The 10,876-nt window shown below is 74.1% G+C and carries 9 protein-coding genes; 2 read left to right on the top strand and 7 right to left on the bottom strand.

The genetic code is table 11. The features are described 5' to 3' along the window. Entirely contained in the window at nt 1-447 is a 447-nt protein-coding gene (locus AB6L24_RS35620) for a hypothetical protein (RefSeq protein WP_405662369.1), read from the bottom strand. Then, nucleotides 438-1,697, bottom strand: coding sequence for a hypothetical protein (locus AB6L24_RS35615; RefSeq protein ID WP_405662366.1), 1,260 nt, complete (start codon nt 1,695-1,697; stop codon nt 438-440). Before AB6L24_RS35615 ends, AB6L24_RS35620 begins: the two co-directional genes overlap by 10 nt. A 305-nt stretch (nt 1,698-2,002) precedes the next feature. On the opposite strand from AB6L24_RS35615, the gene AB6L24_RS35610 reads away from it, so the two are divergent. Then, on the top strand, nt 2,003-5,461 hold the full coding sequence (locus tag AB6L24_RS35610) for an AfsR/SARP family transcriptional regulator (protein WP_405662364.1): 3,459 nt from the start codon (nt 2,003-2,005) through the stop codon (nt 5,459-5,461). A 236-nt stretch (nt 5,462-5,697) separates the two neighbouring features. On the opposite strand, the gene AB6L24_RS35605 is transcribed toward AB6L24_RS35610, so the two are convergent. The 5 genes from AB6L24_RS35605 to AB6L24_RS35585 form a co-directional block, all read right to left on the bottom strand. Next, nucleotides 5,698-6,225: a hypothetical protein gene (locus AB6L24_RS35605; protein WP_405662362.1), complete on the bottom strand. Its 528-nt coding sequence runs from the start codon at nt 6,223-6,225 to the stop codon at nt 5,698-5,700. A 47-nt stretch (nt 6,226-6,272) separates the two neighbouring features. Beyond that, on the bottom strand, nt 6,273-6,680 hold the full coding sequence (gene msrB, locus AB6L24_RS35600; RefSeq protein ID WP_030360292.1) for a peptide-methionine (R)-S-oxide reductase MsrB: 408 nt from the start codon (nt 6,678-6,680) through the stop codon (nt 6,273-6,275). 43 nt (nt 6,681-6,723) lie between these two features. Continuing rightward, on the bottom strand, nt 6,724-8,097 hold the full coding sequence (murC, locus tag AB6L24_RS35595; protein WP_405662360.1) for a UDP-N-acetylmuramate--L-alanine ligase: 1,374 nt from the start codon (nt 8,095-8,097) through the stop codon (nt 6,724-6,726). Nucleotides 8,098-8,259: 162 nt separating this feature from the next. Next, a complete protein-coding gene (locus AB6L24_RS35590) occupies nt 8,260-8,730 on the bottom strand; it encodes an indole-3-glycerol phosphate synthase (RefSeq protein WP_405662359.1) in 471 nt (156 codons plus the stop codon). A gap of 133 nt (nt 8,731-8,863) precedes the next feature. Then, on the bottom strand, nt 8,864-9,676 hold the full coding sequence (locus AB6L24_RS35585) for a pyrimidine reductase family protein (RefSeq protein ID WP_405662356.1): 813 nt from the start codon (nt 9,674-9,676) through the stop codon (nt 8,864-8,866). A 47-nt stretch (nt 9,677-9,723) separates the two neighbouring features. On the opposite strand from AB6L24_RS35585, the gene zapE reads away from it, so the two are divergent. Continuing rightward, nucleotides 9,724-10,818 (top strand): cell division protein ZapE, encoded by a 1,095-nt coding sequence (zapE, locus tag AB6L24_RS35580; protein WP_405662354.1) that lies wholly within the window; start codon nt 9,724-9,726, stop codon nt 10,816-10,818. The last annotated feature ends 58 nt before the right edge of the window (nt 10,819-10,876 follow it).

Below are 10,876 nucleotides of genomic sequence, written 5' to 3'. Positions count from 1 at the left end.
TCACCATCCGGTCAACTGGAAACGGGTGGGCGGGTGGGAGACACCCGCCGCGGTAGCGGCGGAAAACCACCCACCATCCGCAGCCGCCAACGCATGCGCAAGCGACGCGAACACCGGCCAGGACGACACCACCCCCGCCCCCCGGGCCACGCCCACCCGCACCTCCCGACCGCGCGGCCCGACCCGCAGACGGCACACCTCGTCGTCGTACACGGCCACGACCAACGCCCCCGGGTACCGGGAAGCGACCCGCACCGCGCGCCCCGGCACACCCGACTCCTCGTGGAGCACGTCACCGAGCCGCGCCAGCGCACCCGGCGCGGGCAGCGCCACGCGCACGTGCTCGTCCATGAAGCCCACCCCGCGCTCCGGCCAGCGCAACGTCACCCGGACCCGCTCGACTCGCTCCGCCACTGCCGTGGTCGCCACATGGACCTTCAGCGCCATGACACGACGCTCCCCGGCTCGTCGTACTCCAGGAGGCGTGGCAGCCGGGCCGGTTCCATGGCCGGGAGCCCTCCGGGCGGCCGCAGCCGCAACTTGCGGTAGAGGAGGGCGCGCATCTTGCGGGCGAACCGCCCGGGCTCGGAGCTGATGCGGCCGGCAACCCGCTCGTACAGCTCGGCCCGATACGTAGAGGCGGCCCGCACCAGCTGCCGCCGCACCGGCTTGCCGTCATGGAGCCGGGGCGCGAAGGAGCCGAGCTCGGCCATGGGCGAGCCGGGATCGACATCGTCGTCGGGCAGGCAGGCGAGGAGCACGGGACGCCCGGTCATGGCGCCGTACAGGGACACGGACCCGTGGTCGCCCACGACGAAGTCGGCGGCGACGAGCGCGCCGACCCAGTCGGCGCGGGGGCTGACGACACGGAGCCCGTCCCGGCTGAGCCCCGCGAACCAGCTGCGGACCTGCCATTCGCTGTGGGAGTGCCACACGTGCGGATGGAGCAGCGCCGCCACCCGGTAGTCCGCGGCGGGCAGTTCGGCCATGAGGCGCTCGATCAGCTCCCGCCCGCAGGAGCCGAGGAGCGATCCCGGGCCCCAGGTGGAGCAGACGAGGACGAGCCGCTGCCCCGCGCCGGTCCGCAGGGCCTGCCGGTAGAGCGCCCGCGCGGGCCTGCTCGCGGTGACACGGTCGAAGCAGGGGTCGCCGACGACCTCGGCGACCGGCACCGCCTCCGGGCACTCGCGGCCGAGCCGCGCCAGCTCCTCGCGGTGGGCGAGGACGATCGCCTCGGGGATCACCGACCCGTCGCGTACGAGCCGCTGCCTGCTCAGCCCGTACACGCCGCGCGCGGCGACGGCCCCGCCCCGCCGGGCCCGCACGATCTTGTTGTGCCCGGCGCCGTGCGGCAGCACGACGACGGGCGCGTGCAGTTCGTGCAGGCCGCCGTGGCCCGCGGCGAGGGCGAGGTCGAAGACCGTCTGCACGGCCTGGCTCCAGGGCAGCACGAGCGCCCGCAGCTCGTCGAGGAAGTCGGCGACCCCGCCGCTGAACACGTCGGGGGCAGCGGTGAAGAACACCTGCACCCGCCAGTCGCCCTCCAGCAGGCGCACCGCGTCGAGGAGCCGCCGCCCCGAGTTCACCGTGTGCACCACGGCGAGCACGCGCCGCCGCACGGGCCGGGTGGCCCAGCGCTCCACGTCCGGGCGCACGGGCACGGGTTGCCCGTACGCCTCCAGCATCGTCACACTCATGGTCGTCTCCCCCGTCTCCCCGCCGTCGGACCGGCGGTGTCGCTCGGACGCGCCCAGCGTGCCCGGGGGGACTGGATGGCGGCATTGCAGGAATCCTGCAGTCCGAGTGCCGCTCGCCGAGGGCATACGCCAGTACTCCGGCTCACACCGGCGCACACCACCCGCACCTCAACTCCCTTGTTGGTCAAGCCTGTTGAGGTTCACCGGGCCGGGCGGGGGAATGTTCCGCCCATGGACACGCGTGCGGGACGGCCGACGGCGGCGGCGCGGTGTGCCCGCCGGGCGTGCGCCCATCGGGGGTGACGGTGGACTTACGGGCCCTCGGGCCGCTCGAACTCTGGCAGGACGGCGTGCGCTGCGAGCTGGGGTCGCCGAAGGAGCTGTGCGTGCTCGCGGTCCTGGTGCACGCCCACGGCGAGCCGGTCTCCCTCGACACCCTGATGGACCGCGTGTGGGCCGACGAGCCGCCCCGCACGGCCCAGGACACGCTCCAGAGCTATCTGTCCCGGCTGCGTTCGCGGCTGACGCGGGCGGCGGGCGACCAGGCCTGCCTGGAGCGGTACGCGCCACGCCTGTACCGATTACGGGTCGCGCCGGACGCCGTCGACCTGCTGCGCTACCGGCGGCTGCGCACCGAGGCCGCCGTGACCGCCCGGCAGGGCGACAGCGGGCGCGCCGTCGACCTGCTGCGCACCGCGGAGTCGCTGTGGCGGGGCGAGCCGCTGACGGAGTTCACCGGCGCCTGGGCGCGGTCGGCGCGCGCCCGCCTCCTGGAGGACCACCGCCGGGTGCGCGAGGAACGCATCCGCCTGGAGCTCGACCTCGGCCGGCACGCCGACCTCATCGGCGAGCTGCGCGAGCTGGCCGCCCAGAACCCCCTGGCCCAACGGGTCGTCGCCGCCCTGATGCTGGCCCTGTACCGCTCGGGCCGCGACGACGAGGCCCTCGGTCTGTACCGCGCCACCCGGGCCCGGCTGCACAGCGGCCAGGGCATCGAACCCTGCGCCGAACTCCAGGAGCTGCACCTGCGCATCCTGGAGCAGGACCGGGTGCTGATGACGACCACACCGGACTCGCGGGGGCACTCCGCGTCCCTCACGTCCACCTCGTTCACCGCGCCTGCCTCGTCCACCGCGTCCGCCCCGGCCGCTGAGCGTCGCGCTTCGGCCTCACCCCACGGCACCCCGGAGAAGGACGCCCCGGACACGGCCGGCCAAGAGGACCACGGCCCCGGGAAGGACAGCCCGGGCCGCCCCGACAGCCCGGCCGGACCGGACAGCGGCGACGGACCGCGCACCAACCTCCCCCGCGACATCCGGGACTTCACCGGCAGGGCCAGCGAACTGCGCGTCCTGCTCGGCGAGTTCACCGAAGGCGGCCCCGACGCCCACACCGACGCCGACCCCGCCCACCCCTCTCGCCCCGGCGCCCCGGCCGCCCCCCGCACCTCCCTCCCCCTCACCGTCATCCACGGCATGCCCGGCGTCGGCAAGACCGCGCTCGCGCTGCACGCCGCGCACCGCCTGCACCCGGCCTGCCCGGACGGCCAGTTCTACGTCGACCTGCGCGGCTACGGCGCGCTGCCCCCGTACGACCCGGCGGAGGCTCTGGCCGTCCTGCTGCACGCGGCCGGGTTCACGGGCGAGCTGCCCGGTTCCCTCGACGCGCGCGTGACGCGCTGGCGGGAGTGGACGGCGCGGCGGCGGGTCCTCGTCGTGCTCGACAACGCCCGCGACGCCGAGCAGGTCCGCCCGCTGCTGCCCGGCGCCGCGTCCTGCCGTGTCCTCGTGACCAGCAGGAACCGGCTCACGGGCCTGGCCGGTGCGACGCCCCTGTACCTGGAGGTGCTGTCCACGGCGGAGGCCGCGACGCTGTTCACGCGGGTCGCCGGGGCAAGGCGGCTGCCCACCGAACCCTCGGCGCTCACGCGGACCGTCGCCGCCTGCGGCCGCCACCCGCTCGCGCTCCAGCTCCTCGCGAGCCAGTTCCGGCACCGGGACTCCTGGAGCCTGGACCACCTCACCGACCGGCTCGTCCAGGCCGCCGACCCGCTCGACGAGTTCGACAGCGACGCGGTGGCGTCGGCCTTCTCGCTCTCGTACACCGAACTGCCCCCGCAGGCCGCGAGGTTGCTGCGCCGCCTCGCGCTCCATCCGGGCCCGGACATCACCCTGCGCGCGGCGACGGCGCTCGCGGCGGAGCACACCGCGCCCGGCGCCGAGAAGGCGGCCCCCGACCCGCCCCGGGAGACCGCCCGCACCCGCAAGATCCTCGATCAGCTCCTTGACCGCAACCTCGTCGAGGAGCCGGTGGCCGACCGCTACCGCCTGCACGACCTCACCCGCGCCTTCGGCCTGCGGATGTGCACCCGCGACGAGCCGCACTCCACCCGCCGGGCGGCGCTCGCGCGGCTGCTCGACTGCTATCTGACGGGGGCTCACCGCGCCGCCGTCCGCGTCGACCCGCACCGCCGCGTCCTGGCGCCGGGGCCGCATCTGACCTGCCCGTACGCACCGGACTTCGGCGGCGCCGACAGCGCGGACGAGGCCGCGGCCTGGCTGAGCGTGGAGCGCGGCAACCTCCTCGCCGTGGCCCGCGCGGCGGCCGCGCAGTCGCCGGAGCACGCGGTGCTGTTCCCGCACGTCCTCGCCAAGTCACTGCGCCTGTGGGGCACTTGGGACCTGGCGGCGGAGCTGTTCGAGGCGGCGGTGGCCGCGGCCCGGCTGCGCGAGGACCGGGTCGCGCTGTCCCGCACCCTGGTCGAGCACGCCGACGTACTGACGCAGAAGGACCACGCGAAGGCCCTGCACCGGGCGACCGAGGCGCTGCTGCTCTTTCAGGACTTGAACGACGCGCGCGGCCGGGCGGACGCCCTCTTCCAGTCCGGCCGCGCCCATTTCGCGGCGGGCCGCGGCGGCCTGTGCCTGCGGGTGCTGCGGGCGGCGCACACCCTGTACGAGCGGGTGGACGACGCCACCGGCCGGGCGGACGTGGCCAACATGATGGGGGTGGCGCTGCACGCGGCGGGCCGCCACCGGGAGGCCTTGGAGCAGTTCCGCACGATGCTGCGCATCCATGAGGAGACCGGCTCCCTGTACGGCCAGTTGCGGGCCCTGAACAACGTGGGTGAGGTGTACCGCCTCGACGGCCGCCACGACGAGGCCCGCGCCCACTTCGAGCGCTCCCTGCGCCTGGCCCACCGCGTCGGGGGCAGGCAGGAGCGGGCGAACCTGCTCACGAACCTGGGCAGCGTCTGCGAGGCCACCGGCCAGGTGGAGCAGGCCCTCACGTACTTCCGCCGCGCCCTGACCAGCTACCGCGCGGCGGGCGACGCGCGCGGCGAGTCGGACACCCTGATCAGCCTGGGTTCGGCGTACACCGGCGACCGGCGGCCCGGCGAGGCGCTGTGGCACTTCGCGGAGGCGGAGCGCATCGCCCGCAGCGTCGGCAGCCCCTTCGACCTGCAGGCCGCCCTCCTCGGCACCGGCACGGCGCTGCGGCTGCTCGGCCGGTACGAGGCGGCGCTCGACGTGCTCCGCGAGGCGCTGCGCCTGGCCAGGGAGGTCGGCAGCCCGCTGGCCGCGGCCCGGTCCCTGGACGGCCTCGCCCGCACGGCCCCGCACACGCAGGACGCGCCCTCCGCACGGGGTTTCGCGGAGGACGCGCTGGATTTGTACGAACGGCTCGGCTGTGCCGGACGGGCGCGGGATCTCCGCCTCGCCGTCACGGAGCCCGGGGTGACTAGCCCCGCCAGATCCACATGAAGATCTTCTCCTCGCCGGGGAGCGGGGAGGAGAGGTCGTGCCGGTTCGAACGCCGTGCAGAGATCACGTGCGGCTCCGTGTTTCTTGTACTTGAATGAACGTCGCCCCCGAGTTGACGAACACCTTAGCTAGGTGAACGCGGAACCGGAACGCATCGTTCGAGGAAATCTCACGGCGCACGGGAGCGCACTACCGGCGCACGACCGAACTCCCGTAACACGCCCCTCGGTAACCCCTCATTTCGCCCTGTTCCCGCGCTCCCCCGGCGGCAGTTGGTCGGCGTACCCGGCCTCGTCCCACACGAGACGCTTGAACTGCTCCGGCGTCAGCAGGCCCGGCCACGGCTCCCCTTGGGGGCAGAACACGGACTCGCACCCGCGGCAGTAGTGCGCGGGGTCCCAGAGCGCGGCGGCGCGCGCCGCACCGGCCCGCTCCGCGGCCTTCTCGCGTCCGTCGCCGCGCACCACGACGATCGTGGCGATGAACAGGAGGACGGCGAGGACGATCCCGCCCCAGACGTACAGCGGCTTCTCCGGGTCCGTCCCCATCCACGCCCAGGCGAGGGAGAGGGCGACGAGCACCATGCCCTCGGCGAAGTGCAGCAGTCCGTCGCCGGACTTGTCCGGCCCCTTGGCGAGCCGGGCCGCCAGCTCCTTGCGGGCGGCTCCCCGGCCGCCCGCCGCGTCCCGCACCGCGGCGACGTCCGCGCCGCCGCAGCCGGGACACCTCGCTCCAACCGGCCCGCGGGCCCCCGTGGTCGACATGCCCTCACGCTAGTCGCGGACCACGGCCCCGCTGAGCCGGGATCCGGTCAGCTCTCGTCGGCGGTGAGGCGCAGCGAGATGGAGTTGATGCAGTACCGCTGGTCCGTCGGCGTCGGATAGCCCTCGCCCTCGAAGACGTGCCCGAGGTGCGAGCCGCAGCGGGCGCAGCGCACCTCGGTGCGGACCATGCCGTGCGAGGTGTCCTGGATCAGCTCGACGGCCTCGGCGTCCCGCGGGTCGTAGAAGCTGGGCCAGCCGCAGTGCGACTCGAACTTCTCGTTCGACGTGAAGAGCTCCGCGCCGCAGGCCCGGCAGGAGTAGACGCCCTTGGTCTTGGTGTCGGTGTACTCGCCCCGGAACGCGGGTTCCGTGCCGGCCTGACGAAGGACCTGGTACTCGGCGGGGGTCAGCTCCGCGCGCCACTGCTCGTCGGGCTTCTCGACGTCGTACGACATGGGTCGCATCCCCTTCGTGGACATTCCGGCCCGCCGGGGCGGGCTACTTCGACAGCTCGGCCAGGACGAGCGGGCCGAGGTCGGTGACGTCGCCCGCTCCCATGGTGAGAACGAGATCGCCGGGCCGCGCCATTCCCGCGATCACCGCGGGCGCCGCCGCCTTGTCGCGCACGGCCGTCACGTCGGCGCCCGCGGCGCGCGCGGCGTCGATGATGAGGTCGCTGGTCACGCCGGGGATCGGGTCCTCGCGGGCCGGGTAGATGTCCAGGACCACGGAGGCGTCGGCGAGCGCCAGGGCCGCGCCCATCTCCGTGCCGAGCTCCTGGGTGCGGGAGAACAGGTGCGGCTGGAAGAGCACCAGGAGGCGGGCGTCGGCGGCGGCGCCGCGCATGGCCTCCAGGTCGGCGGTCATCTCCGTCGGGTGGTGCGCGTAGGAGTCGACGACCTGCACTCCGGCGCTCTCGCCCTTGAGCTGGAGGCGGCGCTTCACGCCCGTGTACGAGGCGAGGGCGGGGGCCAGCTCGGCGGCCGGGATGCCGAGGGCGACGCCCGCGGCGAGGGCGGCGACGGCGTTGTGGGCGTAGTGGCGGCCGGGCACGGAGACGGCGAAGCGCAGCTCGGTGCCGTCGATGACGGCGGTCACGTCGCTCTTGAGGCCCTGCGGGGTCACGTCGGTGATCCGCACGTCGGCGTCGGCGGCCTCGCCGTAGGTGACGACCCTGAGGTCGGGCTTGCGCTTGACGACGCGCCGGGTCAGCTCCCGGGCGCCCTCGTGGTCCGCCGCGATCACGAGCGTCCCGCCGGGCACGATGCGGTCGGCGAAGGTCTCGAAGGACTCGTAGATCTCGTCCATCGAGGCGTAGTTGGCGTGGTGGTCCAGCTCCACGTTGAGGACGATGGCGACCTCGGGGGCGTACTTGTGGAAGCTGCGGTCGCTCTCGTCGGCCTCGGCGACGAAGATCTCGCCGCTGCCGTGGTCGGCGTTGGAGCCGGGCGCGTCCAAGTCGCCGCCGATGGCGTACGAGGGGTGCAGGCCGAGGGCGGCGAGGCTGACCGCGAGCATCGACGTGGTGGTGGTCTTGCCGTGGGTGCCGGCGACGGCGATCGGGCGCAGGCCGTCCATCAGGGAGGCCAGCGCGTCCGAGCGGTGTACCACGGGGATGCCGAGCTCGGCGGCGCGGGCCAGCTCCGGGTTGTCGGCGCGGATCGCGGAGGAGACGACGACGCAGGTGGCGTCGTCGGCGAGGTGGTCGGCGGCGTGGCCGATGTGCACCCGGGCGCCGAGCGCGCGCAGGGCCTCGGCGGTGGCGGAGTCCTTGGCGTCGCTGCCCGCGACCTTCGCGCCGCGCTGGGCGAGGATCTTCGCGATGCCCGACATTCCGGCGCCGCCGATGCCGATGAAGTGCGGTCGGTCCATGGCGGTGGGCATCGAGTTCTCTCCGAAGGGTGGGACGGTCACGTGCGCGGGGCCAGCCTACTGGGCCCCGCCGCCCTGGGTTGATCGGCCCGCGGCCTCGTCCTCAAGCGCCGGACGGGCTGATTCCAGCCCTGTCCGGCGCCGAGCCGCGCGCGTCCGTGGTCACGTACTGTGCGCGAACAGCTTCAGGACCGGTACGCCCACCTTGTGGCGGGCCCGGGAGGCCCAGTCGCGGTGGAAGAACTCCTCCACCAGGTGCGGCTCGGTCAGCACGATGACCTCGTCCGCGCCCACGTCGTCGACCAGCTCCTGGAGCGCGTCCAGGGGGTGGGACTCGATCAGGCGGCCGGTGGCCTCGCTGCCCGCCGCCCGCAGCGCCAGGAGGGACACCTGGAGCGCCTGCCCGGCCGGGCCCACCGCGTCCTTGCCCTCGGGCACGTCGCCCTCGCGGACGGCCTCGTCGAGCTCGCCGAGGGCGACGTCGTCGATGGCCCGCAGCAGGCGGTCCGCCTGGTCGCCGCGGGGCTGGAGCAGCACGTGGAAGGTGACCGGCTCGTCGCTGTGCAAGGTGGTGACGAACTCCACGTCGGCGGACGTCAGGGCCTTCTCGATCATCAATACGCTTGTGAACACGACAGGCGCCCTTCTCCTCCGTTGGCCGTGTCTCTGGCCCCCTGCGGAAACCATCCTGCCCCTGCCCGAGCGGGGGCTGCGAGATTTAGTGTGCCCCGCGAAAGCGAAACGGAACGGAATATTCCGCCGATTGTCAGGAGCCCCGGCGGTATCGGGTGAACAGGAACCCGGACTCCTCCAGAACGGACGCCAGTACGAATTTCTCGGGCACCGCGACACCGGGTCCGCCCGCGATCCGCTGGGCGTCCCCCGCCGTCAGCATCGGCGACACCGTCAGGCACAGCTCGTCGAGCGCGCCCGCCGCCACGAACTGGCCGAGCATCCTCGGCCCACCCTCGGTGAGCAGCCGGGTCAGACCTCGCTCGCCGAGTTCCCGCACGACCCGCGCGGGGTCCGCCACCGCGCCCTCACCCGCCATCACCACGTCCGCGCCCGCCTCGCGGGCCGCGGCCACCCGGTCGGCGGGTGCGGCGGCGCCGGTGACCACGAGGGTGGGGGTGAGCGGGGCGGTGAACAGGGGCAGGCGGAAGTCCAGGTCGAGGCTCGCGCTGACGACCGCGACCGCCGGGGCCGGGGGCTGTCCGGCCGCCGCCCTGCGGGCCGCGAAGGCGTCCCGGGCGCGGGCGGGCCGGTAGCCCTCCTGGCGTACCGTTTCCGCACCCACCACGACCACGTCGGCGAGCCCGCGCAGGGTGCCGAAGATCCGCATGTCGGTGGCGTTGGAGATGGGCTGGGAACGGCCGTCGTGCTGGGCGGCGCCGTCCAGCGTCGAGACCATGTTGGCGCGCAGCCAGGGGCCGGTCCCGGCGGGGTAGGCGTACGCGTCGGCCAGCTCGTCCAGGGACCACTCGTGGTCCTCGGCGGCCCGGTCCCGGACGGCCGCCGGGGCGCTCCCGTCCGGGGTCGATTCGACTGTGTGGTCGGTCACAGGGAACAGGCGTCGCATGCCGGGCAGTCTTACACGGCCCGGCGACGGCTCTACGATGGAGAATCGTGTCAGCAACCTCCCCTGCCGCCGGGCAGAGCCCCATAGCCGAAGCGGGCCCCGTGTCCCTGTGCGCCCGCGAGCCGCAGGTGCCCGCGGACCGTCTCGTCGCCGAGATGGTGCCGCCGCCGCGCTTCGACTCGGTCCGCTTCGATACGTACGTCCCGGACCCGGGACAGCCCAGCCAGAGCGAGGCCGTGCGCGTCCTCAGCTCCTTCGCGGGCGGGCTCGGCGGGGCGCACGCGTCGGGATCGGGCAAGCGGCGCTGGTTCTCCCGGGCGAAGCAACCGGCCCCGAGCGGGCCCCGGGGCGTCTACCTGGACGGCGGCTACGGCGTCGGCAAGACCCACCTGCTCGCCTCGCTGTGGCACGCCACCCCGGCCGAGCCCGCGCTCAAGGCCTTCGGCACGTTCGTGGAGCTGACCAACCTCGTCGGCGCGCTCGGCTTCCAGCAGACGGTGCGCACGCTCAGCGGCCACCGCCTGCTGTGCATCGACGAGTTCGAGCTGGACGACCCGGGCGACACCGTCCTGGTGTCGTCGCTGCTCGGCAAGCTCGTCGAGGCGGGCGTGGCGCTCGCGGCGACCTCCAACACGCTGCCCGGGAAGCTGGGCGAGGGCCGGTTCGCCGCCGTCGACTTCCTGCGCGAGATCCAGGGCCTCTCGGCCCACTTCGAGGCGCTGCGCATCGACGGCGAGGACTACCGCCACCGGGGTCTGCCCGAGGCCCCCACGCCGTACTCCGACGAGCAGGTCACCAAGGCCGCGTACGCCACCGAGGGCGCCGCCCTCGACGACTTCCCGCACCTGCTCGGCCACCTCGCGCGCGTGCACCCGAGCCGGTACGGCGCCCTCACCGACGGCGTCACGGCCGTGTGCCTCACGGACGTCACGCCGGTGCCCGACCAGTCGACGGCGCTGCGCCTGGTCGTCCTCGCCGACCGCCTCTACGACCGGGAGGTGCCGGTGCTCGCCTCCGGTGTCCCGTTCGACAAGCTGTTCAGCGAGGAGATGCTGAACGGCGGCTACCGGAAGAAGTACTTCCGGGCGATCTCGCGGCTCACGGCCCTCGCGCGCGACGCGAAGGGGCTCGTGCGGGACTGACCGGCCGTCCCGGCGACGTTGATCGCGGGGGTGTCCAAACCCTCGTGCGCGGGCCGCC

Origin of the sequence: Streptomyces sp. RK9, assembly GCF_045070545.1 — a bacterium.
In the GTDB taxonomy this organism is placed as follows: Bacteria; Actinomycetota; Actinomycetes; order Streptomycetales; family Streptomycetaceae; genus Streptomyces; species Streptomyces alboflavus.
The sequence above is the reverse complement of the archived record's forward strand: the minus strand, read 5'-3'. Positions and strand labels throughout refer to the sequence as shown.

What these genes read in the sequence shown, in the direction of transcription:
- murC (WP_405662360.1), bottom strand. Translation starts at nt 8,097, where the DNA reads ATGGACCGACCGCACTTCATCGGCATCGGCGGCGCCGGAATGTCGGGC.
- AB6L24_RS35585 (WP_405662356.1), bottom strand. Translation starts at nt 9,676, where the DNA reads ATGCGACGCCTGTTCCCTGTGACCGACCACACAGTCGAATCGACCCCG.
- msrB (WP_030360292.1), bottom strand. Translation starts at nt 6,680, where the DNA reads ATGTCGTACGACGTCGAGAAGCCCGACGAGCAGTGGCGCGCGGAGCTG.
- AB6L24_RS35620 (WP_405662369.1), bottom strand. Translation starts at nt 447, where the DNA reads ATGGCGCTGAAGGTCCATGTGGCGACCACGGCAGTGGCGGAGCGAGTC.
- AB6L24_RS35605 (WP_405662362.1), bottom strand. Translation starts at nt 6,225, where the DNA reads ATGTCGACCACGGGGGCCCGCGGGCCGGTTGGAGCGAGGTGTCCCGGC.
- AB6L24_RS35615 (WP_405662366.1), bottom strand. Translation starts at nt 1,697, where the DNA reads ATGAGTGTGACGATGCTGGAGGCGTACGGGCAACCCGTGCCCGTGCGC.